The organism is Mycobacterium genavense ATCC 51234 (genome assembly GCF_000526915.1).
GTDB lineage: Bacteria > Actinomycetota > Actinomycetes > Mycobacteriales > Mycobacteriaceae > Mycobacterium > Mycobacterium genavense.
Map to the genome: position 1 here is coordinate 1 of NZ_JAGZ01000002.1, position 26,496 is coordinate 26,496.

26 protein-coding genes and 3 pseudogenes are annotated in these 26,496 nt (G+C 65.2%); 10 read left to right on the top strand and 19 right to left on the bottom strand.

Annotated elements, in window-relative coordinates; translation table 11 throughout:
• A partial coding sequence (locus T428_RS25560; protein WP_036467183.1) for a DUF222 domain-containing protein occupies positions 1-228 on the bottom strand: 228 nt, incomplete at its 3' end.
• Between the two features lie 280 nt (positions 229-508).
• Here T428_RS25560 and T428_RS25565 point away from each other — a divergent pair.
• Together T428_RS25565 and T428_RS33985 are read left to right on the top strand one after the other, a co-directional pair.
• Positions 509-1,339 carry a serine/threonine-protein kinase gene (locus T428_RS25565; RefSeq protein ID WP_425411985.1) on the top strand — a complete coding sequence of 277 codons (831 nt, stop codon included), beginning with the start codon at positions 509-511 and terminating at the stop codon, positions 1,337-1,339.
• A gap of 276 nt (positions 1,340-1,615) precedes the next feature.
• Entirely contained in the window at positions 1,616-2,215 is a 600-nt protein-coding gene (locus T428_RS33985; protein WP_281173743.1) for a sensor domain-containing protein, read from the top strand.
• 60 nt (positions 2,216-2,275) lie between these two features.
• Here T428_RS33985 and T428_RS0104630 read toward each other — a convergent pair.
• The 5 genes and pseudogenes from T428_RS0104630 to ctaD all read right to left on the bottom strand — a co-directional run.
• Positions 2,276-2,932 (bottom strand): annotated as a pseudogene (locus tag T428_RS0104630) (enoyl-CoA hydratase); the annotation flags it as partial.
• The gene (locus tag T428_RS0104635; protein ID WP_025735567.1) at positions 2,929-3,744 is read right to left on the bottom strand and encodes an NUDIX hydrolase; all 816 of its coding nucleotides are present in this window, start codon (positions 3,742-3,744) and stop codon (positions 2,929-2,931) included. The gene T428_RS0104635 and the pseudogene T428_RS0104630, both read right to left, overlap by 4 nt.
• Positions 3,741-4,628, bottom strand: coding sequence for an ABC transporter ATP-binding protein (locus T428_RS0104640; RefSeq protein WP_025735568.1), 888 nt, complete (start codon positions 4,626-4,628; stop codon positions 3,741-3,743). The genes T428_RS0104635 and T428_RS0104640 overlap by 4 nt, the downstream gene beginning before the upstream one ends.
• Before the next feature lie 16 nt (positions 4,629-4,644).
• Complete coding sequence (gene serB / locus T428_RS0104645; protein WP_025735569.1) at positions 4,645-5,880, bottom strand: phosphoserine phosphatase SerB; 1,236 nt, start codon at positions 5,878-5,880, stop codon at positions 4,645-4,647.
• A gap of 13 nt (positions 5,881-5,893) precedes the next feature.
• A complete protein-coding gene (ctaD, locus tag T428_RS0104650; RefSeq protein ID WP_025735570.1) occupies positions 5,894-7,639 on the bottom strand; it encodes an aa3-type cytochrome oxidase subunit I in 1,746 nt (581 codons plus the stop codon).
• A 203-nt stretch (positions 7,640-7,842) separates the two neighbouring features.
• Here ctaD and T428_RS0104655 point away from each other — a divergent pair, with 203 nt between their 5' ends.
• Entirely contained in the window at positions 7,843-8,919 is a 1,077-nt protein-coding gene (locus tag T428_RS0104655) for an iron-siderophore ABC transporter substrate-binding protein (RefSeq protein ID WP_036467186.1), read from the top strand.
• 121 nt (positions 8,920-9,040) lie between these two features.
• On the top strand, positions 9,041-10,081 hold the full coding sequence (locus tag T428_RS0104660; RefSeq protein WP_025735572.1) for an NAD(P)-dependent alcohol dehydrogenase: 1,041 nt from the start codon (positions 9,041-9,043) through the stop codon (positions 10,079-10,081).
• Here T428_RS0104660 and T428_RS0104665 read toward each other — a convergent pair.
• The 3 genes from T428_RS0104665 to nrdF all read right to left on the bottom strand — a co-directional run bounded on the left by T428_RS0104665 (position 10,076) and on the right by nrdF (position 12,814).
• Entirely contained in the window at positions 10,076-10,495 is a 420-nt protein-coding gene (locus tag T428_RS0104665; protein ID WP_025735573.1) for a DUF3349 domain-containing protein, read from the bottom strand. The genes T428_RS0104660 and T428_RS0104665 overlap by 6 nt on opposite strands.
• 491 nt (positions 10,496-10,986) lie before the next feature.
• On the bottom strand, positions 10,987-11,475 hold the full coding sequence (locus T428_RS0104670) for a hypothetical protein (protein WP_025735574.1): 489 nt from the start codon (positions 11,473-11,475) through the stop codon (positions 10,987-10,989).
• 364 nt (positions 11,476-11,839) lie between these two features.
• Entirely contained in the window at positions 11,840-12,814 is a 975-nt protein-coding gene (gene nrdF / locus T428_RS0104680) for a class 1b ribonucleoside-diphosphate reductase subunit beta (RefSeq protein WP_025735575.1), read from the bottom strand.
• A gap of 250 nt (positions 12,815-13,064) precedes the next feature.
• Between nrdF and T428_RS25575 the strand changes: the two are divergent.
• Positions 13,065-13,490, top strand: a pseudogene (locus tag T428_RS25575) (SRPBCC family protein).
• Entirely contained in the window at positions 13,474-14,028 is a 555-nt protein-coding gene (locus T428_RS0104690; protein WP_025735576.1) for a TetR family transcriptional regulator, read from the top strand. The pseudogene T428_RS25575 and the gene T428_RS0104690 overlap by 17 nt, the downstream one beginning before the upstream one ends.
• Here T428_RS0104690 and T428_RS35625 read toward each other — a convergent pair.
• The gene (locus T428_RS35625) at positions 14,003-14,251 is read right to left on the bottom strand and encodes a hypothetical protein (RefSeq protein ID WP_342666155.1); all 249 of its coding nucleotides are present in this window, start codon (positions 14,249-14,251) and stop codon (positions 14,003-14,005) included. The genes T428_RS0104690 and T428_RS35625 overlap by 26 nt on opposite strands.
• Positions 14,251-14,562, bottom strand: coding sequence for a TetR/AcrR family transcriptional regulator (locus T428_RS35630; protein WP_342666156.1), 312 nt, complete (start codon positions 14,560-14,562; stop codon positions 14,251-14,253). The genes T428_RS35625 and T428_RS35630 overlap by 1 nt, the downstream gene beginning before the upstream one ends.
• A gap of 178 nt (positions 14,563-14,740) precedes the next feature.
• Here T428_RS35630 and T428_RS33990 point away from each other — a divergent pair, with 178 nt between their 5' ends.
• Both T428_RS33990 and T428_RS25585 read left to right on the top strand, forming a co-directional pair.
• Entirely contained in the window at positions 14,741-14,902 is a 162-nt protein-coding gene (locus tag T428_RS33990) for a hypothetical protein (protein WP_245604768.1), read from the top strand.
• Between the two features lie 41 nt (positions 14,903-14,943).
• Positions 14,944-15,525 (top strand): SDR family NAD(P)-dependent oxidoreductase, encoded by a 582-nt coding sequence (locus T428_RS25585; RefSeq protein ID WP_245604770.1) that lies wholly within the window; start codon positions 14,944-14,946, stop codon positions 15,523-15,525.
• Positions 15,526-15,563: 38 nt separating this feature from the next.
• On the opposite strand, the gene T428_RS0104705 is transcribed toward T428_RS25585, so the two are convergent.
• From T428_RS0104705 to T428_RS0104735, 7 genes and pseudogenes are all read right to left on the bottom strand, one after another.
• Positions 15,564-16,022, bottom strand: coding sequence for a universal stress protein (locus T428_RS0104705; protein WP_025735577.1), 459 nt, complete (start codon positions 16,020-16,022; stop codon positions 15,564-15,566).
• Between the two features lie 66 nt (positions 16,023-16,088).
• Positions 16,089-17,635 (bottom strand): annotated as a pseudogene (locus T428_RS25590) (flavin-containing monooxygenase).
• A gap of 155 nt (positions 17,636-17,790) precedes the next feature.
• Positions 17,791-18,528 (bottom strand): TetR/AcrR family transcriptional regulator, encoded by a 738-nt coding sequence (locus T428_RS0104715; RefSeq protein ID WP_036467189.1) that lies wholly within the window; start codon positions 18,526-18,528, stop codon positions 17,791-17,793.
• 56 nt (positions 18,529-18,584) lie between these two features.
• Complete coding sequence (gene nrdE, locus T428_RS0104720) at positions 18,585-21,977, bottom strand: class 1b ribonucleoside-diphosphate reductase subunit alpha (protein ID WP_084298624.1); 3,393 nt, start codon at positions 21,975-21,977, stop codon at positions 18,585-18,587.
• A complete protein-coding gene (gene nrdI, locus T428_RS0104725) occupies positions 21,947-22,417 on the bottom strand; it encodes a class Ib ribonucleoside-diphosphate reductase assembly flavoprotein NrdI (protein ID WP_036467326.1) in 471 nt (156 codons plus the stop codon). Before nrdI ends, nrdE begins: the two co-directional genes overlap by 31 nt.
• A gap of 65 nt (positions 22,418-22,482) precedes the next feature.
• On the bottom strand, positions 22,483-22,722 hold the full coding sequence (locus tag T428_RS0104730) for a redoxin NrdH (protein ID WP_025735581.1): 240 nt from the start codon (positions 22,720-22,722) through the stop codon (positions 22,483-22,485).
• A 518-nt stretch (positions 22,723-23,240) separates the two neighbouring features.
• Positions 23,241-23,789 carry an NAD(P)H-dependent oxidoreductase gene (locus T428_RS0104735; RefSeq protein WP_156942856.1) on the bottom strand — a complete coding sequence of 183 codons (549 nt, stop codon included), beginning with the start codon at positions 23,787-23,789 and terminating at the stop codon, positions 23,241-23,243.
• A 91-nt stretch (positions 23,790-23,880) separates the two neighbouring features.
• Here T428_RS0104735 and T428_RS0104740 point away from each other — a divergent pair, with 91 nt between their 5' ends.
• Positions 23,881-24,495 carry a TetR/AcrR family transcriptional regulator gene (locus T428_RS0104740; RefSeq protein ID WP_025735583.1) on the top strand — a complete coding sequence of 205 codons (615 nt, stop codon included), beginning with the start codon at positions 23,881-23,883 and terminating at the stop codon, positions 24,493-24,495.
• A 10-nt stretch (positions 24,496-24,505) separates the two neighbouring features.
• Positions 24,506-25,549, top strand: coding sequence for a DNA polymerase IV (locus T428_RS0104745; RefSeq protein WP_025735584.1), 1,044 nt, complete (start codon positions 24,506-24,508; stop codon positions 25,547-25,549).
• A gap of 16 nt (positions 25,550-25,565) precedes the next feature.
• On the opposite strand, the gene T428_RS0104750 is transcribed toward T428_RS0104745, so the two are convergent.
• Positions 25,566-26,474, bottom strand: coding sequence for an SDR family oxidoreductase (locus T428_RS0104750; RefSeq protein ID WP_025735585.1), 909 nt, complete (start codon positions 26,472-26,474; stop codon positions 25,566-25,568).
• Positions 26,475-26,496 lie beyond the last annotated feature (22 nt).

Below are 26,496 nucleotides of genomic sequence, written 5' to 3' on the forward strand. Positions count from 1 at the left end.
CTGGGCGTGTGCCGGCGACGACCCGGTCTTCCAGCCCACCAACGCCGCCACCGACCGCGCACCGGTCATCCCGCACAACCCATCACGGTCAATCTCGGCGGTGATCGCCACCATGCGGGCATCAATGGCATTGCGCTGACCAGCCAACTCCGCCAACTCACCAAACAACACCTCCAACCGCTCCTTCGGGCTCACCACCACCGCCGAAGACGAAGCGATCGAAGACATAACCCCATCCTCACAACCGGCCACGACAAACCACGGCCCCAAACCCCTAACCCCCGAGCGCCCAGACGCGCCTTATCCACAGCCACGAATTCATCCACAAACGCGCCCGACGGCAGCCACCTAAGAGTGGCCGGACAGCTGAGCCCGCATCTGTTCGGATTCCTAGCTGCGAACACCGCGTCGGGCTTATCGTGTCTTCGACCGTTGCCACCGGGAGGCTGATATGGACGGGACCCCGTTCGGGCGATACCGCTTGGTTGAGTTATTGGGTCGCGGCGGTATGGGCGAAGTATGGCGGGCCCACGACACCGAAACCGACCGCATCGTTGCCATCAAGCTGTTGCCCGCCTTTCTGTCTGACGACGAGGAATTCAAGCACCGCTTCCGCCGAGAGGCCCACGCGGCAGCGCGACTGAACGACCCGCACGTCATACCCATCCATAACTACGGCGAGATCGACAACCAGCTCTATGTCGATATGCGGCTGATCGACGGTCGCGACCTGCAAACTGCCCTTGCCGAAGGGCCTTTGGATCCCGCCCGCGCAGTGCGCATCATCGAGCAAGTCGCCATGGCGTTGCATGCCGCGCACAAGGTGGGATTGCTACATCGGGACATAAAGCCGTCCAACATCCTGCTCGACGACAACGACTTCGCTTATCTGATTGATTTCGGGATCGCCCGTGCGATCGACGAGACGCGAATGACCAAGTCCGGCGACACAATCGGCACTTTCCAATACATCGCACCCGAGCGTCTAGACGCCCGGGCAGACGAGGACGCCCGCGCCGACATCTACTCGCTGGCCTGCGTCCTGTATGAATCCCTCACCGGAGAGCCACCTTTCCCCGGCAGCACTACCGCCCACCTGGTCACCGCACACCTCAACGCCCCGCCGCCTCGGCCCTCGACCATACGACCGGATGTGCCTCCGGCTGTCGATGACGTCATTGCGACCGGCATGGCCAAAGACCCGAACCAGCGGTATGCCACCACCATCGAGCTAGCCAACGCCGCGACCGACGCCATCACCGCACCGATTGCCCGGCATCCCAAATCCCGCCCACAACAGCGGCTTTCGCGGCGAACACAGCGGCATCCATGCCGGTGACCGAACTTGCCGCCCAAGCATATGTCGTCGACCCCATCCCCGTGACAACCCAACACGGCCCGGTACCCGAGACCCCCACACCGCAACTCGCGCCGTGGTGGCGTCGCCAACGCCGCCCGGTGCAATTGGGCCTGATCGTCGCCTCGGTGGTAATCCTGGCCGTCGGCACCGGCATCGCGGGCTACGTGTTACGACCACATTCGCCCGCATCTTCAACCCGAGCGTCGCAACCCTCCACCGCTACTCACATCCCCCGCCGCCCACCCCGGCCGGGCCATCTCCTGTCGCGGAAGGTGCACTGGACGGGCTGCTGCTCAGCCCCGTCGACGTCAACACCGCGATGGGCGCCAACGGGATGATGGTCGTGCGCACGCTCACCGCAATGGGGACAACAGTGCCGACGTACCGGACAAGGCTTGCCGACCGATTGGCGGTCCGTTGCTAGCCCCGGTGTATGCGGACAGCGGGTGGAGCGCCTTTCGTGAGCAGGTGCTGCGCGAGCCCGGCACCACCTGGACTCATCTCACCGATCAGGGTGTGGCGGTGTTTCACTCCGCGCACGAGGCGGGCGCCTTCTTCGACTCCTCCGCCCAAAACTGGCCGGCTTGCACCAACCGACAGTTCATCAAGACGGTGACCGGCAGACCAGACATCGTGCGGACCGTAGGGCCCGTCGTTAACACCAACGGCACTTTGAGCGCCAGCTTTACCGCCGCCGGTTCGACGTGGACTTGGCAAACCTGTCAGCGGGCGCTGACGGTGGCCAACAACGTCGTCGTTGACGTCGAAGCATCTAGTTCAAACCGGGCCGACTCCCAGTCCAACGACGGCGTCAACATCGCGCATCAGATCGCCGCCAAAATACCCACCACATAGCAATGGGAGTCATACTCGCGATTGCGTCTGTCCGACGGCTCAGAAGTCGGAAACCCCGGCCTCGAACACCGCGTTGATGCCGGCCTTGGCGGCGGCCAGTGCGACCCGCGGCCCGTCGAGGAAGCGCCGCGCCCACACCGCGGCGGCGTCGTACACGTCGTCGGGGGCCACCATCTCGTCGATCAGGCCCAGCTCCAGCGCCTCCTCGGCGTCGACGAAGCGCCCGCTGAACGCCAGCTCCTTGGCTTTGCTCGCCCCGACCGCGCGGGTCAAGCGGGCCATACCCCCGGGGGTCCGGCCGGCGAGGATCTCGGTCGCCCCGAATTTCACGTTGTCACCGCTGATCCGCCAGTCCGCGGCCAGCGCCAGCGTCAGGCCCGCACCCAGCGCGTAACCGGTGACTGCGGCCACGGTCGGCTTCGGGATGGCCGCCACGGCGTCCATGGCCCGGGCGCGCACCCGCGCCGCGGCGTCCGCCTCGGCCGCGCTCAGCGTGGCCAGCTCGGGCATGTCATCGCCGGCCGAGAAGATTTCGTGGCCGCCGAACAAAATTACCGCGGCCACGTCGTCTAGTTCCCCCACCTCGGCAGCCGCGGCCGCGATCTCCCGGTATACCTGCCGGGTCATCGTGTTGGTCGGGGGCCGCGACACGAGCAGCACCGCCAGGCCGGCGTCCTGGGAGCCGTCACTGACCACGACGTGGACGAACTCGCTCAATGCCGCCACCCCATGCCGCTCATTTCCCGGGCCTGGTGGTAGCGGTCGGAGTCGAAGAACTCGAAGATCCAGTTATCCCCCTGGATCTCCAAATGTGGTTGCACCGTGACGATTTGGCGTTCGACGGCCAGCACCTCGGCGATGGTACGGCCGGTCAGCGAGTCCAGCTGCGTCCAGGTCGGCGGCAGCAGGAAGCAACGCCCGGCCTCGAAGTCGTCGATCGCGGCCTGCGGAGTCGACCAGCCGGACTGGTCGGATTCGGTGTTCTCCCCGTCCGCCCGCTGCCCCTCCGGCAGGGCGCCGACGAAGAAGTAGGTGTCGTAGCGACGGGTGCGTTCGGCCTCCCGGGTGACCCAGTTCGTCCACGGCCGCAGCAGGTCCGAGCGCAAGACCAGGTTTTCGGTCCGCAGGAAGTCCGCGAACGACAGGGTCCGGTCGTCCAGGGCGCGGCGGGCGTCGGCGTAGACCGAAGCGTCGCCGACGATTTCGTCCGGCTCGTCGGCCGGACCGGCGAACAACACCCCGGACTCCTCGAACGTCTCCCGCGCCGCCGCGCACACCAGCGCCGCGGCCAGGTCGGTCTCGATGCCGAACCGCTGTGCCCACCAGTCCGGTGGCGGGCCGGCCCACGCGATATCGGCATTGCGGTCGCGGTCGTCGACGCCACCACCGGGAAACACGATGACGCCGGGGGCGAACTCCATCTTCGAATGCCGGCGCATCAAAAAGACTTTCACGCCGCCGGGCACGTCGCGGACCAGCATCACGGTGGCCGCCGGTCGGGTCGGCAGCGGCTCGGGGGTGGTGCTCATTCCGGCCTCCTCCGGTGCGCCGCGCGGGCACGGACGCGCCGCGCGAAGTACCGTCCGTCGATGATGTCCAGCGCGATCGACTGCCCGAAAGCGGCCGACAGATTCTCCGCCGTCAGCACATCGGACAGCAACCCCGCGGCCACCACCGCACCCTCCGACAGCAGCATACAGTGGCTGAAGCCGGGCGGCACCTCCTCGACGTGGTGAGTGACCAGAACCAGCGCCGGCGCGTCGGGGTCCGCGGCCAGGTCGGCCAGCCGCGACACCAGTTCCTCACGGCCACCCAGGTCCAGACCGGCGGCGGGTTCGTCGAGCAACAGCAGCTCGGGGTCGGTCATCAGCGCGCGGGCGATCAGCACCCGTTTGCGTTCCCCTTCGGACAAGGTCCCGTAGGTGCGATCGGCCAGATGCTCGGCGCCCAGGCTCTCGAGCATGTCGACGGCGCGCTGATGATCGACGTTTTCGTAGCGTTCTCGCCAGCGGCCCAGCACCGCGTAGCCGGCCGAGATGACCAAGTCGCGCACGATTTCGTCGGTGGGGATGCGCTGCGCCAAAGCCGAAGAGCTGAGCCCGATCCGGGCCTTCAACTCCGACACGTCGACTCGGCCCAGCTTTTCGCCGAGCACGAACGCGATGCCGGTCGACGGGTGCTCGGCCGCCGCGGCAATGCGCAGCAGCGACGTCTTGCCCGCCCCGTTGGGGCCGATGATCACCCACCGTTCGTCGAGCTCGACCGCCCAATCCAGTGGTCCGACCATGACGTGCTCGCCGCGTCGCAGCGAGACGTTTCGGAAGTCGATTAACAGATCGGGATCGGCCACGGGGCTGTCTGTTTCAGCGTCAGTTTCGGGGCCGGTTTCGGGCACCCGATCATCGTGCCGCATGCCTCGCAAGCGCGTCCTACTCGGGGGGAATCTCGACGCGGCGCACTTCGCCGTCGACGGCGTCGGCGGCCTCGATCTCGCCGCGGGTGACCCCGAGCAGAAACAGCACCGTGTCCAGGTACGGGCTGCTCAACGACGCGTCGGCGACCGCACGCAACGCGGGCTTGGCGTTGAACGCCACCCCCAGCCCGGCCGCGGCCAGCATGTCGATGTCGTTGGCGCCGTCCCCGACGGCCACGGTCTGTGCCATCGGCACCCCGGCCTGCTGCGCAAAGTCCCGCAGCGCCTTGGCCTTCCCGGGCCGGTCGATGATCTGCCCGACCACCCGGCCGGTGAGTTTGCCGTCGACGATCTCGAGTTCGTTGGCGGCGACGAAGTCCAGCATCAGCTCCGCGGCCAGCGGCTCGATGATGCGCCGGAACCCGCCGGAGACGACGCCGCAGTGGTAGCCCAGTCGTCGCAGCGTCCGCAGGGTGGTCCGCGCGCCGGGCATCAGCTCCAGTTGATCGGCGACCTCGTCGATCACCGTGGCGGGCAGGCCCTCCAGCGTGGCCACCCGCTGCAGGAGCGACTCCGCGAAATCCAGCTCGCCGCGCATCGCGGCCTCGGTGATCGCGGCGACCCGGCCCTCGGCGCCGGCCTTGGCCGCCAACATCTCGATGACCTCGCCCTGCACCAGCGTCGAGTCGACGTCGAACACGATGAGCCGCTTCGCCCGCCGCTCCAGGCTGTAGTCCTCGACCGCGACGTCGACGCCCTCGTTGGACGAGACCTTGTTCAGCGCGGGCCGTAGCGGGCCGTCGGCTCCCGGCGGCACCGAGACCCGCAGCTCCAGGCCGGTCACCGGATAGTCGGAGACGCCGCGGATCAGGTCGATGTTGACGCCCAGCGCCGCCACTTCGCGAGCCACCGCGCCGAACGCCCCGGCCGTAATGGGCCGACCCAGCACGTAGATGGTGTGCGTCGAGGGCTCGCGGATGATCGGCACGGCCTCGCTGCGCTCGATCGTGACGTCGAGGCCCACCGCGTGGATGGCGTCCTCGACATCGTCGCCCAGCACGATGCTTTCGGCGACTTCCGGTGGGCAGCAAAGCAATACGCCCAGGGTCAGGCGGCCCCGGATGACCACCTGCTCGACGTTGAGCAGGTCGATTCCGTGACCGGAGAGCGCGTCAAAGAGCGCCGACGTCACACCCGGTTGATCCACGCCGGTGACGGTGATCAGCACCGACACCTTAGGTGGTGTGTTCACCCGCTATGAACCCCTAGCTGCGGACATCTACGTCGTCGAGTCGGGTCACGTCGTGGCCTTCTTTGCCGTGGGCCCGGCCGACGTGCGACTCGGCACGCATGCGCTCCACCATGTGCGGATAGTGCAGCTCGAAAGCCGGCCGCTCCGAACGGATTCGGGGCAGCTCGGTGAAGTTGTGCCGCGGCGGTGGGCAACTGGTTGCCCACTCCAGCGAATTGCCGTAACCCCACGGGTCGTCGACGGTGACCACTTCGCCGTAGCGCCAGCTCTTGAAGACATTCCATACGAACGGGAACATCGAGGCGCCCAGGATGAATGCGCCGACGGTCGAGACGATGTTTAGCCCCTGGAAGCCGTCGGTGGGCAGGTAGTCGGCGTAGCGGCGCGGCATGCCCTCGTCTCCCAGCCAGTGCTGCACCAGGAACGTGGTGTGAAAACCGATGAACGTCAACCAGAAGTGCAGCTTGCCCAGCCGCTCGTCCAGCAGCCGGCCCGTCATCTTCGGGAACCAGAAGTAGATTCCGGCGTAGGTGGCGAACACGATGGTGCCGAACAGCACGTAGTGGAAGTGGGCGACCACGAAGTAGCTGTCGGTGACGTGGAAGTCCAGCGGCGGGCTGGCCAGCAGCACCCCAGTCAATCCACCCAGCAAGAAGGTGACCATGAAGCCGATCGAGAACAGCATCGGCGTCTCAAAGGTCAACTGGCCCTTCCACATTGTTCCGATCCAGTTGAAGAACTTGATCCCGGTCGGCACCGCGATCAAGTATGTCATGAACGAGAAGAACGGCAGCAGAACGGCTCCGGTGGCGAACATGTGGTGGGCCCACACCGCCACCGACAGCGCGGCGATCGACAGCGTCGCGTAGACCAGCGTGGTGTAGCCGAAGATCGGCTTGCGGGCAAAGACCGGGAAGATCTCCGAGACGATGCCGAAGAACGGCAACGCGATGATGTACACCTCGGGGTGGCCGAAGAACCAGAACAGGTGCTGCCACAACAGAACTCCGCCGTTGGCCGAGTCGTAGATGTGAGCGCCCAGGTGACGATCGGCCGCCAGCCCGAACAGCGCGGCGGTCAGCAACGGGAACACGATCAGGATCAGGATTGACGTCACCATGATGTTCCAGGTGAAGATCGGCATCCGGAACATCGTCATACCGGGTGCGCGCATGCACACGCAGGTGGTGATCATGTTGACCGCCCCCAGGATGGTGCCCAGACCGGCGACGATCAGTCCCATGATCCACAGGTCGCCGCCGGCGCCGGGTGAGTGGATCGCGTCGGTCAGCGGGGTGTAAGCGGTCCAGCCGAAGTCGGCCGCGCCGCCCGGCGTGATGAAGCCGGCCAGCCCGACCGTGGCACCGAACAGGAACAACCAGAACGAAAAGGCGTTCAGGCGCGGGAAGGCCACGTCGGGTGCGCCGATCTGCAACGGCAGCACCAGGTTGGCAAAGCCGAACACGATCGGGGTCGCGTAGAACAGCAACATGATCGTGCCGTGCATGGTGAACAGTTGGTTGAACTGTTCATTCGACAAGAACTGCAGACCCGGCGCGGCCAGCTCGGCGCGCATCAACAGCGCCAGCAGTCCGCCGACGAAGAAGAAGACGATGCAGGTGACCGTGTACATGATGCCGATCAGCTTGTGATCGGTGGTCGTGATCAGTTTGTAGATCAGGTTGCCTTTGGGACCGGTGCGGGCCGGGTACGGCCGAACGGCCTCGAGTTCTCCCAACGGGGGCGCTTCGGCTGTCAACAGCTCCTCCAAACATCCATCCCAGACAGGGTTCTACCGAATCTTAGCTCCCTATCAAGCCGCTGGCAGTGCTGGTCCTACAAACTGTCGTAATTGGTTCATCGGGGGCGCCCGGGCGCGTCGGCAGACCGGGTTCCAGCTGGCCAGATGTTAGCGTCGACTGCGTGCAATCCGGCCACAGGCGACGCTTCGTTGGACGTCTGATGGCCGTCGCAGCGATCGCGGCAGCCGCGATCGCGACGGGCAGCGGCTGCGGCTCCGGACAGTCCGGCCCCAAGGGGCCCTCGACGCGGTCGCTGGTCACCCCCACCACCCAGATCGCGGGCGCGGGGGTGCTCGGCAACGACCGCAAGCCCGACGAGTCGTGCGCGCGCGACGCGGCCCCGGCCGACGCGGGCCCCGCGACCCGGCAGGCCCACAACGCCGCGGGACTCACTCCGGAGGTGGTCCAGGTACCCGCGGAGGCCCAGCGCATCGTGGTGCTCGCCGGCGATCAGCTCGACGCGCTGTGCGCGCTCGGCCTGCAGTCTCGCATCGTCGCCGCCGCCCTGCCCGACGGCTCGTCGAGTCAGCCGGCCTATCTGGGCGAGGCCGTGCACGCCCTGCCCGGGGTCGGCGCCCGCGGCAATCCCGACCTGCGCGCGATCGCCGCGCTGCACCCGGACCTCATTCTGGGCTCGGTCGCGCTGACGCCGCGGACGTATCCGGGGCTCGCGGCGATCGCGCCGACGGTGTTCACCGGCGCACCCGGTGCGGCCTGGCAGGACAACCTGCGCATCATCGGCGACGCGACGGCGCGCCGCGGCGCGGTCGACGGGCTGATCAACGGTTTCGCCCAGCGCGCCAACCAGATCGGCGCCTCCCACGACGCGGCTCATTTCCAGGCGTCGGTTGTTCAGTTGACCGTCAACAGCATGCGGATCTTCGGCGCCAACAATTTTCCGGCCAGCGTGCTCAGGGCGGTCGGGGTGGACCGGCCGGCGTCGCAGCGGTTCACCGACAAGCCCTACGTCGAGATCGGCGCGACCGACGCCGACCTGGCCAAGAATCCGGATTTCTCGGCGGCCGAAGCCGACGTCATCTACATGTCCTGCGCCGATCGCGCCGCCGCCGACCGCGCCGCGACGATCTTGGATAGTGCCCCGTGGCGCAAACTGTCCGCCAACCGGGACAACCGTGCCTACATCGTCAACGACGAGGTATGGCAGACCGGCGAGGGTGTGATCGCGGCCCGAGGCATCGTCGACGACCTGCGCCTGGTCAACGCCGCGATCAACTAGCGGCGGCCGGTCCGGTCGGCACACATCGTCATAAGCTCATGTGTGACCAAGCTCGATTGGCCTGAAACCTTTACCTTAGGTAAGCTTTTCTAGGACGCAACCGAATCGAAGAGGGATCGCTATGAGCACTGTTTCCGCGTATGCCGCCACTTCGGCGACGGAGCCGCTGACCAAGACCACCATCACCCGCCGCGATCCGGGTCCGCACGACGTGGCGATCGACATCAAGTTCGCGGGCATCTGCCACTCCGACATCCACACCGCGAGATCCGAATGGGGCGTGCCGAACTACCCCGTGGTCGTGGGACACGAGATCGCCGGCGTGGTGACCGCCGTCGGCGCGGAAGTGACCAAGCACAAGGTGGGCGACCACGTCGGCGTGGGCTGCATGGTGAACTCGTGCGGCAAGTGCAGCAGCTGCAAGGCCGGGCTCGAGCAGTACTGCAAGCGGGGCGCGATCTTCACCTACAACTCCACCGACAAGGACGGCACCCCGACGATGGGTGGCTACAGCCAGGCGATCGTCGTCGACGAGAACTTCGTCCTGCGCATCCCTAATTCGCTGCCGCTGGACAAGGCGGCATCGCTGCTGTGCGCGGGCATCACGCTGTTCTCCCCGCTGCGCCACTGGAAGGCCGGGCCGGGCACGCGGCTGGGGATCATCGGCCTCGGCGGCCTGGGCCACATGGGCGTCAAGCTGGGCGCGGCGATGGGCGCCGAGGTGACCGTGCTGTCGCAGTCGCTGAAGAAGATGGAGGATGGGCTGCGGCTGGGCGCCAGCCACTACTACGCCACCGCCGAGCGTGACACCTTCAAGAAGTTGCGCAGCAGCTTCGACCTGATCCTGAACACGGTCTCAGCGAACCTCAAGCTCGACGACTACGTGAGCCTGCTCGACGTCGACGGCACGCTCGTCGAATTGGGCATCCCCGAGCACCCGATGGAGATCGGGGCGTTCCCGCTGGCGCTGGCACGCCGCAGCCTGTCCGGCTCGAACATCGGCGGCATCGCGGAAACCCAGGAGATGCTCGACTTCTGCGCCGAGCACCAGGTGACCCCCGAAATCGAAGTCATCGAAGCGGATTACGTCAACGAGGCCTACGAGCGGGTGCTCGCCAGCGATGTGCGCTACCGCTTCGTCATCGACATCTCGACCTTATGAGACGCCCTCGGCCAGGTCGTCGCGGCGCCACGCGATTTCTTCCGTAGCGGCGACGTGCTCGTCGTCGGGGGCTACCGCACTGACACTGATACCGGCCAGCGGCCAGCCGGCGGCGGCCAGCGTGGCGGCCACCCGCTGAATGTTCTCTTTGCCCGGGTCGTGGTGGGTGGTCTTGGTGATGAACTCGGCGATCACTTCCTTGCTGACGACGCCGTCAACTCCCGGCTGGGATTCCTTCGCGGCGATGTTGTGAGCAACCTCTTCGAGCTGCTCCTGGGTCAAAGGGGTGCTCCGCAGCAGGGCGAACAACGCGACCTGGTCGGGGCCGGGGACACCTTGCGGGTAGCCGACGTCCAGCCAGCGGATCACTGACTTGAGGAATTTCGCGTGCTTATGAGAGTGATGTTCCGACACCCCATCAGTTTCATGGTAGGGACGCTGCCGTGGCGTCCGACCATGGTGACTATTCACATGCCGTTCACGACCAGAACATCTGGTGCTTGGAATCCAGCGGTCGGCATTCGGAGGCCGATTGGGCAGGATCGGTTCTCTTTGCGGCTCCAGCGAACTACGATAAGCGAGCCGACAACGGCCCGGGCCCTGCCCGGAAGAACGGAGTGGTCATGTCTGGTCTTACGAGCAAACTCCTGGTCGCCTTGGTCCTCGTTCGCCGCGTCCGCGACCGCGGGATGCACAATCGACTGCCCGGACGGCATGGGAGTCTGCGGCATTAGCTAAAGCCTCCCACTACCGGCGACGCCCGCCCCCGGCGTGCGGCGCATGCGGTTGACCGCGACCACGCGTCTTTGACGATTTGGTATGACGACCGCCTGTGCCATGGGGCGGGAGGCTATCGGCGAGGCGCCGAAGACCGCGCGAAATGTGCGCATCCAGCTAGTTGCGGATTAACCGTTCTCCTCGCGGAGAGCCTGCATCGCCAAATTGTTGAGCAATTGCCGCCCGGCTTCGGTGCGTAACTGGGGCAGCATCGCGGAGACGACGCCGGCGGCGGTGAGCCCGAGACGGATCAGGCCGTCGGGCGCGGTGTCAGCGTCGCGGATCACGTCGTACTCGGCGCTCAGATCTTCCGCGTGTTGTGCCATCGTGATCCGGGCCACCAGTCGATTGTCACGGTCGAGATCGAACTCGTCGGCCGCGGACGCCGCGGTCAGGGTTTGGCCGATCTCGGAGATCTCGTGCGGATCGCACAGCTGAGCCACCAGCTGCCAGAAGATCGGCACGGTGGCGCGGATCAGCTGCGGCAACCGGCCGGTGGGCAGCACCTCGTCGTCGATGATGACGCGCATGCCGGCTTCGTCGCCGCGCTCGCCGTGCTGGATCAGCGCCAACGCGCGACGGAAGTCCGCCGCCCCCACGGGCCCGTCACTGCTCACCGGTCCATCCTGCCCCGAGACGCGAATCGGCGTGCGCGACGGCGCCGCAGAAAGGTCGCGTAACTTTAACCCCTGCGACACCCCTCGGCGAGTCGTCACCATGGTTTCGGTGTCGCGATGTGGCGTTCGCACCCGGCCAACGTCAATAACCCTGCAGGACAACAGGTTCCACCCGGACCGACCAGTCTTGGGATGATGACAGCCTCGCCGATTGCGGGTGCCGGCTACGAGATGACTTGTGTCGGCAGATACCCCGCGTATTTCAACGATGGCTCGACCAAGATCTCAACGCGCTGCCACGGCGGCGACAACGCGGAGGTAATCATCTGGTGACCCCGCCAGGTTGACTGCCTAACCTGCCGCTTTAGAAGTCCCAGTCCTCGTCTTCGGTGACGACGGCCTTGCCGATCACATATGACGAACCCGAACCGGAGAAGAAGTCGTGGTTCTCGTCGGCGTTGGGCGACAGCGCCGACAGGATCGCCGGGTTCACGTCGGTTTCGTCGCGCGGGAACAGCGCCTCGTAGCCCAGGTTCATCAGCGCCTTGTTGGCGTTGTAGCGCAAGAACTTTTTGACGTCCTCGGTCAGCCCCACCTCGTCGTAGAGGTCCTGGGTGTACTCCACCTCGTTGTCGTAGAGCTCGAAAAGCAGCTCGTAGGTGTAGTCCTTCAGCTCGGTGCGCTTGGCCTCGTCGACCAGCGCCAGGCCACGCTGGAACTTGTAGCCGATGTAGTAGCCGTGCACCGCCTCGTCGCGGATGATCAGCCGGATCATGTCCGCGGTATTGGTCAGCTTGGCCCGGCTCGACCAGTACATGGGCAGGTAGAAGCCGGAGTAGAACAGGAAGCTTTCCAGCAGCGTGGAGGCCACCTTGCGCTTGAGCGGCTCGTCGCCGCGGTAGTACTCCACGACGATCTCGGCCTTGCGCTGCAGGTTGGGGTTTTCCTCCGACCAGCGGAACGCGTCGTCGATCTCGGCCGTCGAGCACAGCGTGGAGAAAATCGAGCTGTAGCTCTTGGCGTGCACGGACTCCATGAACGCGATGTTGGTGTAGACGGCCTGCTCGTGCGGCGTCAGCGAATCGGGAATCAGGCTGACCGCCCCCACGGTGCCCTGGATGGTGTCCAGCAACGTCAGCCCGGTGAAGACGCGCATCGTGAGTTGCTTCTCACTGGCGGTCAGCGTTCCCCAGGACGGGATGTCGTTGGACACCGGCACCTTCTCGGGCAGCCAGAAGTTTCCGGTCAGCCGGTCCCAAACCTCGGCGTCTTTCTCGTCTTGCACCCGGTTCCAGTTGATCGCCGAAGCACGGTCGATCAGCTTCATGTTTTCGGTCACCAGAACCCCACTTCACACACCAAATTGGCTGCTGGACTGTTTGCTGTTGCTTGGACCACAAACACTACCCCTGGGGGCCGACAAGCCGGTGCAACACAACAACTTGTGTCTCCGTGTCGTGACGTTCAATCCAATCCGGCCTCTCGCAAGGGGTCGTGAGTCCGCCTCCGGGGCGCTCAGCGCGATCTCGATGACCCTTTGCAGCACCCTCCGTTAGATGTGCCATTTGGTACATGTTTAACCAAACAGCATCGAAATCGACGCGCCGCGGCAGTTGGTCTGGGACGTCTTCAGCGACGTCGAGCACTGGCCCGACTGGACCGCCTCGGTGACGTCGCTGGTCGGACTCGACGGGCCAAACCTCGCCGTCGGCAAGCGCTTCGCGATCAAACAGCCCGGCATGCAGAAATTGGTCTGGAAAGTCACCGAGCTCGACCCGGGCAAGTCCTGAACCTGGGTGCAACGTGCACCCGGCTCACTGGTGACCGCGCGCCACTATGTGACCGGCCGGGGTGGCCGCACCCTGGTCTGCCAGGAACTCGACCAAAGCGGCGTGCTCGGGGCGCTCGTCGGGCGGCTGATGGCCAAGAAGACGCGGCGTTTCCTCGAACTGGAAGCCCAGGGACTCAAGGCTCGATCGGAGCAGCTCAGCCGCGCCAATGGTTCGCACGCCTAACCTGGCTCGGCGCCGCCAACTGCTCGACGCGCTGATCGACGAGTTCGCCGACGGCGGCATCGGCGACCGATCGCTGCGGGAGGTAGCCGACGCCGTCGGCACCAGCCACCGAATGTTGCTCCACCACTTCGGCTCTCGAGAGGAGCTGCTGCTGGCCGTCGTCGACGAGGTCGAGCACCGCCAGATGGGTCAGCTGGCCGAATTGCCCACCGATGCTGCCGACGGCTTCGCCGCCATGTGGGCCGATCTGCGCCGTCCCGAACTGCGCCGGCTGGAGCGCCTGTTCTTCGAGTGCTACGCCCGCGCCACGCAGGGCGAAAAGCCTTTCGCCCGAATGGTTCCCAACGCGGTCAGCGGGTGGCTGGACGCCGTCGAGACGGTGGCCGGCGACGCATTCGACCCGGCGATGGCCAGACTCGGACTGGCCGTCACCCGGGGCCTGCTGCTCGACCTGGTGGCCACCGATGACGATGTCGGCGTGGAGGCGGCCGCGACGGCTTTCGCCGACCTGCTCAGGCTTTGGGCATCACCGAGATAAGGGTGTCGACGAGCTCCTCGGCGTTGGTGTGCCACTTGTCCAAATCCATGTGGCCACTCAGGTCCAATCCGGTGATGCCGTGGGCGCTGGTCAACAACAGCGCCCCGTAGCGGCGGGCCTGCTGCGGACCGGTGATGCGGCCCACGAGGTCGAGAAACAGATCCTGCGCGCGTTCGGCCACCCGCATCGCATCGGTCGGATCACCTGCCGGCGGAGTGAACATCAACCGGTACAGGTGCGGCCGAGGTCGATCAACGAGAGCAGACCGGAGCGCAACGACTCCTCGGGCGAGTCGTCGCTGTTGACCAAAGCCTCTAATAGGTCGCCCAATTCGCTCAGCGCGTTCGTGGCCAGAACCGCCAGCAACGATTCCTTGTCGGCGAAGTGACGATACGCCGCCGAGTGCGACACGCCGGCCCGAGCGCCCACCTCGCGCAGCGTGACGGCATCGACACCGCCGCGGTCGAGCAATACCTCGGCGGCCTCGAGCAGCGCGCGGCGGGTCGCCGCAGCACTCTCCGCTCGTGTCGCCACTCGCCGAGCATAAGCCAGCGTCTTGAGTTGACAACGTCAACTCAAAGGCTCGTCCGGCGAATGGAGACCGCCATGCATTCCTCGAATCACGCCGACCGTCAGGAGCTGATCGTCGTGACCGGCGCCTCGACAGGTATGGGCGCGGCAACGGCTAAAGAACTGGCCCGCAAAGGTTCACGTGCTTGCCGGGGTACGACGCGACGCCGACGCCGACGCGCTGGTGTCCGGCGGGCCCGAGGGGCTCGAGCCGGTGATCCTGGACATCACGATGGAAACCGATGTGGCCGCCGTCGCGGACCGCGTCGCCGCGATCCGCTGCGTCGGCCCCTGCGGGCCCTGATCAACAACGCCGGCATCGCGATCAACGCGCCGGTCGAAGCCTTGCCGATTGCCCAGTGGCGCAAGCAGTTCGAGGTCAATCTGTTCGGTCACATCGCGATGACGCAGGCGCTTTTGCCGGCGCTGCTGCTCAGCTCGGGCACCGTGGTGAACATCAGCTCCGTCGGCGGGAAGGTGGTCTTGCCGACCTACGGTGCCTACGCCGGGTCGAAGTTCGCGCTCGAGGCGGTCAGCGATGCCCTACGGCGCGAGGTCGCAAAGCTCGGCATCAAGGTCGTCGTCGTCGAACCCGGCGCGGTCAAAACCGAGATGGTCGACCGCGGCCTCACGACCGCGGAGGCGCTGAAGGCCAACATGACCGCGGCCCAACTCGCACGCTACGGCGACCTGACGGCGGCCATCACGGCGCAAGCTCACTCGTTCACCGAGGTCGGCGTGTCAGCCGAGCACGCCGCACAGGTAATAGCCAAGGCGGCCACCGCATCTCGACCACGGACTCGCTACACGATCGGGCGTGACGCCGCGATCCTGGTGCGGATCAGCCGCCTGGTCTCCGACCGGATGCTGGACCGGATCGTGCGCGCCAACCTTCGATCCTTCGCCAAGGGTACAAATGAAAGGTAAGCGCCACAAAGACTTCGGTCGGCGCCTAGGCCAGATGCTCAGTCGGAGGTGTGCACGATCAGGACGTCGTTCTTGGCCTTGCGGGAGACTTCGGACGGGACCGATCCCAGCAGCCGACCGGCGACACTGGCGAGTCCGACGTTGCCGATGACCAGCAGGTCGGCTTTGACCTCGTCGGCCAGGTTCACCAGCGCGGTGATGGGCGCACCCACCACCGACCTCTCCTCCATGTCCTTGACCCCGGCCTTGCGCGCCCGAATCGCGGCTTCCCGCAGGATCGCGTAGTACGGGGCCTCGCCCACCGTCCGATAGTCCTGACCGTGGTCGCTGCCCGGCGGAATGGCGTAACGGCCCTTCTCTTCGAGCACGGGAAGGTGCGCAGTCGCAATGACCAATTTCGCGCCGTATTCAGCGGCGATCACACCCGCGCGGTCCGCCGCACGCAGCGACGACTCGGAGCCATCAGTGCCGACGACGACAGTCTGATAGGCGCTCATCCGCCACAGTCTCGCTGACGAAGCCGATTTGGTGAATAGCCTGCGGTTATACCCATCCGGCGGGACTTAGCTCGCACCGACCGTCGCGCGGTTGGCGCGTGCGCCGCTGCGCACACCGAAGAACTGGTACTCGTCGGGTTTGACCGAGCGGGTCGCCCGCCAATACTGCCAGGTGTAGCCACCCCACAGCACCGTGTTCTTGCCGTGTTCGTCGAGATACCAGCTGCTACAGCCGCCGGTGTTCCACACCGAGCCCTTCAGTTGCTCCTGCAACTCGTCGTTGAACTTGTCCTGCGCCGCGCGGGTCGGCGCGAGCGCCTGGGCGCCGTATTTTTCGCAGGTCTTGATCGCGTCGGCCACGTAGTGGATCGGTGACTCGATCATGAACACCACGGAGTTGTGGCCCAGCCCGGTGTTGGGACCGAGCAGGAAGAACAGGTTGGGCATTTCGGCGACGGTGATCCCGCGATGCGCACCGATACCCTCCCGGTTCCACCGGTCGACCAGGTCCTCACCGCGCAGGCCTTTGATGCCGACGTAGGTGTAGGAGTCGGTGACGTGGAATCCCGTCGCGTAGACGATCACGTCGACCTCGTGCTGCGTGCCGTCGGCGGTGACGATCCCGTCGCGGGTGATCCGCACGATGCCGTCGGTGATGAGCTTGGTCTTGGGGTTCGCCACGGCCGGGTAGTACGTCGACGAGTTCAGGATGCGCTTGCACCCGATGCGGTATTTGAGAATCAGCTTGTGGCGCAGATCGCGGTCCTTGACCGAGCGGCGGATGTTGTACTTGCAGTACGCCTCAAGAAATTTCAGCGTGATGGGCCGCTTGGTCATGCCGAACACCAGGGCCTCCTGCCCCCAGTAAATGGCCAGCCGCGCCGGCGCTCGCAGCCCCGGAACGTTCGCCATGGCCTTGCGCAGCGTCGGGGAAAGGTCGGGGTTGGACCGCGGCACCACCCACGGCGGCGTGCGTTGGTAGAGCTGCAACTCGCCAACCTGATCGACGATCTCGGGCACGATCTGGATGGCGCTGGCGCCGGTGCCGATGATGGCCACCCGTTTGCCGGTCAGGTCGACACTGTGGTCCCACTCGGCGGAATGGAAAGCGGGACCGGCGAATTCGTCACGCCCCTCGATTTCGGGCAACTTCGGGATGTGTAGCGCACCGGCGCCCGAGATCAGGAACTGGGCGACGTATTCGCGACCGTCCTTGGTGAATACGTGCCAGCGGTACTCGTCTTCGTCCCAGTAGCCGCGGTCCACATGGGCCTTGAACTCGATGTAGCGGCGTAGCCCGTACTTCTCGGTCACACCCTTCAGGTAGTCCCAGATTTCGGGCTGATAGGAGAACGGGTTCTTCCAGTCCGGCTTCGGCTCGAAGGAGAACGAGTACAGGCGCGACGGGATGTCGCAGGCGCATCCGGGGTAGCTGTTGTCGCGCCAGGTGCCGCGATGTCGTCGGCCTTCTCCAGAATGACGAAGTCCACGCCTTGGCGCTGCAGCTTGATCGCCATGCCCAAGCCGGAGAACCCCGTCCCGATGATCAGCGCGCGGGTATGCACCGGCTGGTGTGCCTTGGTCGGCTCGATTTGTGTCAATGCATCGGTCACGGTGGATCGGTCCTTCTATTGGGCTAATAGCTCGCGCGTTAGCGGGTGCACTCGGTATCTACCCCCGGCTGGTTACGCGGATACCCGGTACCCCGGGTATCGGGGAGGACCGAGTCTTGACGAATGCCCGGATGATGTCAACGGGACTTTGGTCCTCAGCTGGCCGCGGAATTGCTTCGCACGGCGCTGTGGACCGGCTGATCGGGGTCGACCGCGATGCCCAGTGCCTCGGCGGTGCCGACGATGACGCCCATCATGATCGTGGTCAGATGCGCGACGAACTGGTCGCGCGGCATGCGGCGCGGGCTGCCCGGATCGCCCAACCACCACTCGGTGGACGAGGCGGCCGATCCGAACGCGGCGTGCGCGGCCAGCTCGAAGGCGGCATGGTCGAGCTTGAAGTCCTTGAGCTCGTTGTCGAACATGTCGGCCATCGTCAACGTGATCTGGCGGCCCTCGTTGAGGGTGCGCACCGTCGACTCGGTGGTCGCTCCGGAGCGCGCGGAGATGAACACCCGCAGCACATTGGGGTGCTCGTCGACGAGGTTGACGTACTCGTCGACGCTGCGCCGGACGATCTCGCGGGCCGAGTCGTTGGCCAGGTCGATCGCCGGGAAGATCGCCGCCCACAGCATGTCGCGCAACCGCTCGCCGATCGCCTGGAACAGGTCAGACTTGTCGTGGAAGTGGCGATAGATCTTCGGCTTGGCGGTGCCGGCCTCTTCGGCGATCTCGCGCACGGACAGCTCGGGCCCCAGGCGGTCGATCGCGCGGAACGCCGCCTCGACGATTGCGCCGCGCACCTTCTTGCGGTGTTCCCGCCAGCGCTCGCTGCGCGCGTCGACCTTGGCCCCCGGCTTGACGCTCGGGTGCGGTCTGGCGGGTCGGGGCATTCTCACCACCTAAAGCACCTTACGCCGCTGTAGGTGCTGACCTGCGCAGACTGCGCTTACAGCATGCAGGAGACGCAGCCCTCGACCTCGGTTCCTTCCAGCGCCAACTGGCGTAGCCGGATGTAGTACAGCGTCTTGATTCCCTTGCGCCAGGCGTAGATCTGCGCCTTGTTGACGTCGCGGGTGGTGGCGGTGTCCTTGAAGAACAACGTCAGGCTCAAACCCTGGTCCACGTGCTGGGTGGCCGCGGCGTAGGTGTCGATGATCTTCTCGTAGCCGATCTCGTAGGCGTCCTGGTAGTACTCCAGGTTGTCGTTGGTCAGATACGGCGCCGGGTAGTAGACCCGCCCGATCTTGCCTTCCTTGCGGATCTCGATCTTGGACGCCACCGGGTGGATCGAACTGGTCGAGTGGTTGATGTAACTGATCGACCCCGTCGGCGGGACGGCCTGCAGGTTCTGGTTGTAGATGCCGTGCGCCTGCACCGACTCCTTGAGCCGCTGCCAATCCTCCTGCGTCGGAATGCGAATTCCCGCCTCGGCGAACAACTGGCGCACCCGCTCGGTCTTCGGCTCCCACACCTGATCGGTGTACTTGTCGAAGAACTCACCCGAGGCGTACTTGGACTTGTCGAAGCCGCCGAACTTGACACCGCGCTCGATCGCGATGCGATTCGACGCCCGCAGCGCGTGGTAGAGCACGGTGTAGAAGTAGATGTTGGTGAAGTCGATGCCTTCCTCGGAGCCGTACATGATCCGCTCGCGAGCCAGGTAGCCGTGCAGGTTCATCTGCCCCAGCCCGATCGCGTGAGACTCGTTGTTGCCCTGCTCAATTGAGGGCACCGACCAGATATGGGTCTGGTCACTCACCGCGGTCAGCGCCCGGATCGCCACCTCGATCGTCTGCGCGAAATCCGGCGAGTCCATCGTCTTGGCGATGTTCAGCGACCCAAGGTTGCACGAAATGTCTTTGCCCACTTTGGCATACGACAAATCGTCGTTGAACTCCGACGACGTGGAGACCTGCAGGATCTCCGAGCACAGGTTCGAGTGGGTGATCTTGCCCTCGATCGGGTTGGCCCGGTTCACCGTGTCCTCGAACATGATGTACGGGTAGCCGGACTCGAACTGCAGCTCGGCCAGCGTCTGGAAGAACTCGCGCGCCTTGATCTTGGTCTTGCGGATCCGCGCGTCGTCGACCATCTCGTAGTACTTCTCGGTCACCGAGATGTCGGCGTACGGCACGCCGTAGACGCGTTCGACGTCGTACGGCGAGAACAAGTACATGTCCTCGTTCTTCTTGGCCAACTCGAAGGTGATGTCGGGAATCACCACGCCGAGGCTCAGCGTCTTGATCCGGATCTTCTCGTCGGCGTTCTCGCGCTTGGTGTCCAGGAACCGGTAGATGTCGGGGTGGTGGGCGTGCAGGTACACCGCGCCGGCGCCTTGGCGTGCACCCAGCTGGTTGGCGTAGGAGAAAGAGTCCTCGAGCAGCTTCATGATCGGGATGACACCCGAGCTCTGGTTCTCGATGTTCTTGATCGGCGCGCCGTGCTCGCGAATGTTGGTCAGCAGCAACGCGACTCCGCCGCCGCGTTTAGACAGCTGCAACGCGGAGTTGATCGAGCGCCCGATCGACTCCATGTTGTCCTCGATGCGAAGGAGGAAACAGTTGTGTACGACCGTGCCGCGAATCGTATAGGTATGCGTGTTTTCGACGTGGAGGTTGTACACCTTCGAGGGAACCTCGTCTGTGCGCCTCAATTCACGGATTCCGTACACGTGTCGTCCATATACGACCCGATAGGTCGTGCGCGAGGTCCCCTTCTGGCCGACGTAGTTGTGGAGGTTCTTGCCGACGTCGAAGATGAAATCTTCGTTGGCTCCGGGCAGACCGGGTACGAACACCTGTCCTGTCGCATTGCCGGATTGGTTGACGTACTGACGGACCCTGGACTGGATCCCGTTGCGGCGCAACAGTAGCTGCACTTGATCGATCAGCTCCGGATTCACCAGGTCGAGCACCATGCCGCCGGCGGTGCTGCACCCGTCTCCACGGAACAAACCGGCCAGCAATCCACGCTGAAACTCTTCGTCGGCCGTTAAGACGTCGTGGGACAACCGCTTTGAGTGATAGCCCGTGCCGACCAGGGAGAGGAACAGCGACGCAATGACCTTGCTGTTGCAGATCATGCGCACCGACTGGTCCGACACGCTCTGATGTACGGCGAGGTCCGCTGCGAACACTCGCTTGAACGCCGCCGCCAACTCCTGCTGGTACAACAGTTCGTGCGTGCCGATCGTGAAGTGGATACCGTTGGGGGTCCGGTCGGTGCCTCTCGATCGCTTGGAGATATGCCCTTCGGCGATGTACCAGCCGAGAATGAGACCCAAGTCGTACGACTCTTCTACATAGCGATTCACTGACACGAAACGCATGGAGTGGCGCTGCGTGTTGCGGTGCTTCCGATCGCAATTGACCTTGCGGATCAGCCCGTCAACATCTTCATACTCGCCCGCGCCGGCGTACTCCATCAGGTCATAGACCCGCCGTGCCCGCGCCTCCAACGGCGCTGCAGTCACGATGAAGTCCGTCGGATCAATGTCTTTGGCAGCCAACCAAACGAATCCATTGAAGGTGTCAGCGCCGTCGCCCTCGATGAGGGTCTGCACATCACGCGTCGTCCACACCAGGATCGGATGCTCGGGAGTGCACAGAATTGGCTCCCTGTGCCCGAAATGCGAGATCGAGATGAGTGCTTGGTCGTTGGGGTTCTCGACGACGGACTCGACGACGGAGAAGGACCCATCGTGGGAAAGCACCCGGTCGCCTGGGCGCAGGGTCTCGATCGCCTGTGGCCCGTCGGGGGTATCCACCGGCGTTCCGGCAGGAAAGCACGAAACCGGCTCACCGCGTTGCTTTTTCCCCGAATTCAGAAACGTCGGGGTGGCCGGCTGGAACCGGCCGTCGATGATCTCGTCGACCAGCTTTTCCGCCAGGCCGGTGTCGCCGGCGGCCAGCGTCAGAGCAACCATCACGACCCGGTCTTCGAAACGCTCCAGGTAGCGCTTCCCGTCGAACGTCTTCAGCGTGTAGGAGGTGTAATACTTGAACGCCCCGAGGAAGGTCGGGAACCGGAACTTCTTGGCATACGCCCGGTCCAGCAGCGTCTTGACGAAGTTGCGGCTGTACTGGTCGAGCACCTCACGCTCGTAGTAGTTCTCCTTGATCAGGTAGTCGAGTTTCTCGTCCTGATTGTGGAAGAAGACCGTGTTCTGGTTGACGTGCTGCAGGAAGTACTGATGCGCGGCCTCGCGATCCTTGTCGAACTGAATCTTGCCGTCGGCGTCGTACAGATTCAGCATCGCGTTGAGCGCGTGGTAGTCGGTCTCCCCCGGCAACGCGTGGGCTCCGGTCGTTACAGGCTCTGCAGTGACGGTTGGTGGCACGTCTGGTCCTTCCAAAATTCTTCCAAGCCCGCGCGGACGGCTTCCACGTCGTCCGGGGTACCCATCAGTTCGAAGCGGTAGAGGTAGGGCACGCCACATTTGCGGGAAACCACGTTGCCCGCGTAGGCGAATTCGGCACCGAAGTTGTTGTTGCCGGCGGCGATGACGCCGCGGATCAACGACCTGTTGTGCTCGTTGTTCAAAAAGGCGATGACTTGCTTGGGGACATAGCCACCGCTGTTGATGTCGGGGGTGGCCTTGCCGCCGCCGTACGTAGGCAAAACCAACACGTACGGTTCGTCGACCTCGATGCGTCCATGCAGCGGGATGCGCGTGGCGGGAACACCCAGCTGCTGCACGAACCGGTGGGTGTTCTCCGACACCGACGAAAAATAGACCAGCGACGATCGCAAACCCGACGGCCGCGGGTCGTCACTCATCCAATCCAGGTTGCGCTGCGCGCTAGCCATGGCACCGCAACCTCCTCACTTGCTCATCTACTGCCCTAGGCGCTCAGCGCGGTTCCGGCAAGCGCCTTGATGCGATCCGGCCGAAAGCCCGACCAGTGGACATCGCCTGCCACCACGACGGGAGCCTGCAGGTAACCCAGTGCCATCACGTAGTCACGGGCCTCGCTGTCCAGGCTGATGTCGACCGTCTCGTACGCGAGCCCCTGCTTGTCCAGCGCCTTGTAGGTGGCGCTGCACTGCACACATGCCGGCTTGGTGTACACGGTGATGCTCATGGAAGCCGCTCCTCTGCGGGGAAGGAAGATCGGGAACTTTGTTACGGACTGGCAACTGCTGGGGGCACTACATCGCCGTTACCTTCAGCGATCCGCCAAGCCCCAACATTCCCGTCCTGCGACTGTCCGGGAGAAGCGCCTGCTTCGGACCGTCCGAGCCGATTCCGGGACGTTCCACCGCGCCGTGCTGGCTTGGTGAACCTGGGGTCTGCCGGTTCGCCAAACACTACACCTAGTGGGTGACAAGATGGGCAGATACAAGATGTTCTGAATAACAATTCTGAAATTCCCTGGTCGTAAGCGCTGTCGTGGCGCAACGCACCGGCGTGTCGCAAGTCACAAACCCGGCCCGGGACGTGCATGCGTCTCGGTATAGCAGGCGCCACCGACAGCCAGGGTGTCGTGGGCGCGCCCACCCGCCGCTAGCAAAGCCGCTAGCAGGAGCTGGCGGCTTTGACTATTAACTTCTTCGAATGCTGCTGGTCACCGCGTGAGCGGCTTGTTTGATACCGCCAAATTCAACCGACTTCGGCGGTGAGCTTGCCGACCGCGTCGCGTACATTGGCCACCAGCTCGGCGGGCGCCTTGCCCTCCAGGGTCGCGAACGGCACCGACAGCTTGATCGCCTCCACGATCCGCGCGCCGGCGATGCCGAACGACTTGCGGGTGTCGTCGTGCGCCCACACTCCGCCGTAGCGGCCGAAAGCCCCGCCTATCACCGCCAACGGCTTGTCCTTGAGCGCGCCGCTACCGAACGGGCGAGACAACCAGTCGATCGCATTCTTGACCAGTGCGGGGTAGCTGCCGTTGTACTCCGGCGTGACCACCAGCACCGCATCCGCCTCCGCCGCCGCGGCGCGCAAGGCAGCCACCGGGGCCAGCGGACCCGCCTCGGCGTTCATCGCGTCGTCGATTTCCTCGTTGTAGAAGGGCAGGTCGCCCAGCCCCTCGAACACGGTCACCGTGACGTCGTCGGGAGCCACCTCAGCCGCCAAATGCGCGATCTGGCGGTTTATCGATCCGGCACGCAAGCTGCCTACCAACGCCAAGACTTTGATCTCTGCCACTGTGTCGTTTCCCTTCGGTTGATGGTCTACATCCTTCCACGCCTCAAACGGACTGTAGTCCGTTTTATTCCGGCCGCGTTAAAGTGCAGTGGTGAGCGGTGTCGAGAGGTTGGTCGAGCTGCCCGTGTCGGCCCCGCGGGAGCTGCCACCGGAACGCGGTGACGCCGCACGCAACCGCGAGCTGTTGCTCCGCGCGGCCCGGCACCTGGTCGCCCGGCGCGGGGCGGATGCGGTCACGATGGACGACGTCGCGGCGGCCGCCGGAGTCGGCAAGGGCACGCTGTTCCGCCGGTTCGGCAGCCGGGCCGGCCTGATGATGGTGCTGCTCGACGAGGACGAGCGCGCCAGCCAGCAGGCCTTCCTGTTCGGCCCGCCGCCGCTGGGGCCGGACGCACCGCCCATGGATCGACTGGTGGCCTTTGGCCGGGAGCGGCTGCGCTTCGCGCACACCCACCACGCGCTGCTGTCGGCGGCCAAGGGTGAGCCACTGACCCGCCACGTGGGCGCAGCGTCGGTGCAGCGCACCCATGTACGGGTGTTGTTGCAGACGGCCGGCACCAGCGGTGATCTCGACGTCCAGACCGATGCACTGCTGGCCCTGCTGGACGTGGATTACGTTGAGCACCAACTCGATTACGGCGGCCACACCCTCGAGACCCTGGGCGATGCGTGGGAGAGCCTGGCGCGCAAGCTATGTGGGCGGTGATCTGATCGACATGGCCGCGCCGACGTCGAACTGGGTTTTGCACGTCGATCTCGACCAATTCCTAGCCTCGGTCGAGCTGCGCCGCCATCCCGAGCTGGCCGGATTGCCCGTAATCGTCGGCGGCAACGGCGATCCCACCGAAGCCCGCAAGGTGGTCACCTGCGCCTCCTACCAAGCCCGCGAGTTCGGGGTGCACGCCGGCATGCCGCTGCGCACGGCCGCGCGACGCTGCCCGGACGCCACCTTTCTGCCGTCGGATCCGGCCGCCTACGACGAGGCCTCCGAGGCGGTGATGGGGCTGCTGCGCGATCTGAGGCACCCGGTCGAGGTGTGGGGCTGGAACGAAGCCTACGTGTCGGTGACGGCGGCCGACCCCACCGAGGGCGCGGAACAGATTCGCGCCGTTGTGTTTTCCGCAACCGGGCTGTCCTGCTCGGTGGGCATCAGCGATAACAAACAACGGGCCAAGGTGGCCACCGGCTTCGGGAAACCGGGCGGCGTCTTCACGCTCACCGACGCGAACTGGATGGACGTGATGGCCGATCGTCCGGTCGACGCGTTGTGGGGTGTGTGTCCGAAGGCGGCGAAAAAGCTTGCGGCGCTGAATATCACCACCGTACGGGAGCTGGCCCATAGCGATGCCGAGCTGCTGACGTCCACCTTCGGACCGCGCACCGGCCTGTGGCTGCTGCTGCTCGCCAAGGGCGGTGGCGACACGGAGGTCAGCGCCGAGCCATGGGTGCCGCGCTCGCGCAGCCATGTCGTCACGTTCCCGCGCGATCTCACCGATCGCACCAAAATGGATTCGGCCGTAACAGGATTAGCGAGACGATCCCTGGAGGAAGTCACGGCGAACGGACGCGTCGTCACGCGGGTGGCGGTCACCGTACGCACGGCGACCTTCTACACCCGCACCAAGATTCGCAAGCTGCCATCGCCTACGACCGATACCGACGCCATCGTCGCCGCAGCGCGCAACGTCCTGGATCTGTTCGAACTCGACCGTCCGGTCCGACTACTCGGTGTGCGACTCGAGTTGGTCATGCCGGCCTGAGTGCGCCGGGCTGGAGCTAATTGCCCGCCTCCTCCTCAGGCCGCTGCGCGGCCCGCATCGTCGCCGGGCTGGGCCGAAGCGCCCGGGTGAAGATGACGTTCACCCGACGCATCACCACGCTGTAGGGCCACCAGGCCAGCCGCTTGAATGCGTACAGCGCCCGGATGTCCGACGACGTGTAGATGAGGTATCTGTTCTTGGCGACTCCGGCCAGGATCTTCTCGGCGGCCCGTTCCGGCGAGACCGCATGACCGCTGAAACGGTCGACCCACCGGCTGACCCTGGGGTCTTCGCGGTCCACGCCGGCGATTTCGACCGTGTCGACCAGCGGTGTCTTCACGGCCCCGGGTACTACCACCGAGACACCGATGCGGTGGGCTGCCAGATCGAAGCGCAACACCTCGGACAGGCCACGTAAGCCGTACTTGCTGGCGCTGTAGGCGGCATGCCACGGCAGCGCGACGAGCCCGGCCGCCGACGACACGTTCACCACATGCCCGCCGCAGCGAGCCGCCACCATCGGGGGCACGAACGTCTCGATGACGTGGATCGGACCCATCAGATTGATCGCCACCATCTTGGTCCACTGCTCGTGACTGAGCCGGTCGACGGTCCCCCAGGCCGATACCCCGGCGATGTTCATCACGACATCCATGCTCGGATGCGTGGCGTGGACGTCGGCTGCGAAGACCGCGACTTCGTCGTAGTCGGAGATGTCCAGCACCCGGTGCGCCGGCACCTGCGCCCCCAGCGCCCGGGCGTCGGCCACGGTTTGCGCAAGGCCGTCGGCGTCGCGATCCGTCAGAAACAACTCAGCCCCCTGCGTCGCCAGCCGCAACGCGGTAGCCCGGCCGATCCCGCTGGCCGCCCCCGTAATCAGGCTGCGCTTCCCCGCGTAATACCGCGCGGGTCCCCTCTGCGCCATGGTGGTGACGATACCGCCGGTA

Bases quoted from the DNA above. Each gene is read 5' to 3' on its own strand.
- T428_RS0104745 (WP_025735584.1), top strand. From the start codon at position 24,506: ATGGCCGCGCCGACGTCGAACTGGGTTTTGCACGTCGATCTCGACCAA.
- T428_RS0104635 (WP_025735567.1), bottom strand. From the start codon at position 3,744: ATGAGCACCACCCCCGAGCCGCTGCCGACCCGACCGGCGGCCACCGTG.
- T428_RS0104660 (WP_025735572.1), top strand. From the start codon at position 9,041: ATGAGCACTGTTTCCGCGTATGCCGCCACTTCGGCGACGGAGCCGCTG.
- T428_RS0104640 (WP_025735568.1), bottom strand. From the start codon at position 4,628: ATGCGGCACGATGATCGGGTGCCCGAAACCGGCCCCGAAACTGACGCT.
- T428_RS35625 (WP_342666155.1), bottom strand. From the start codon at position 14,251: ATGTTCACTCCGCCGGCAGGTGATCCGACCGATGCGATGCGGGTGGCC.
- T428_RS0104705 (WP_025735577.1), bottom strand. From the start codon at position 16,022: ATGAGCGCCTATCAGACTGTCGTCGTCGGCACTGATGGCTCCGAGTCG.
- T428_RS25565 (WP_425411985.1), top strand. From the start codon at position 509: ATGGGCGAAGTATGGCGGGCCCACGACACCGAAACCGACCGCATCGTT.
- T428_RS0104730 (WP_025735581.1), bottom strand. From the start codon at position 22,722: ATGAGCATCACCGTGTACACCAAGCCGGCATGTGTGCAGTGCAGCGCC.
- T428_RS0104655 (WP_036467186.1), top strand. From the start codon at position 7,843: ATGGCCGTCGCAGCGATCGCGGCAGCCGCGATCGCGACGGGCAGCGGC.
- T428_RS0104750 (WP_025735585.1), bottom strand. From the start codon at position 26,474: ATGGCGCAGAGGGGACCCGCGCGGTATTACGCGGGGAAGCGCAGCCTG.
- T428_RS0104715 (WP_036467189.1), bottom strand. From the start codon at position 18,528: ATGCCCCGACCCGCCAGACCGCACCCGAGCGTCAAGCCGGGGGCCAAG.
- nrdI (WP_036467326.1), bottom strand. From the start codon at position 22,417: ATGAGTGACGACCCGCGGCCGTCGGGTTTGCGATCGTCGCTGGTCTAT.
- T428_RS0104690 (WP_025735576.1), top strand. From the start codon at position 13,474: ATGGTTCGCACGCCTAACCTGGCTCGGCGCCGCCAACTGCTCGACGCG.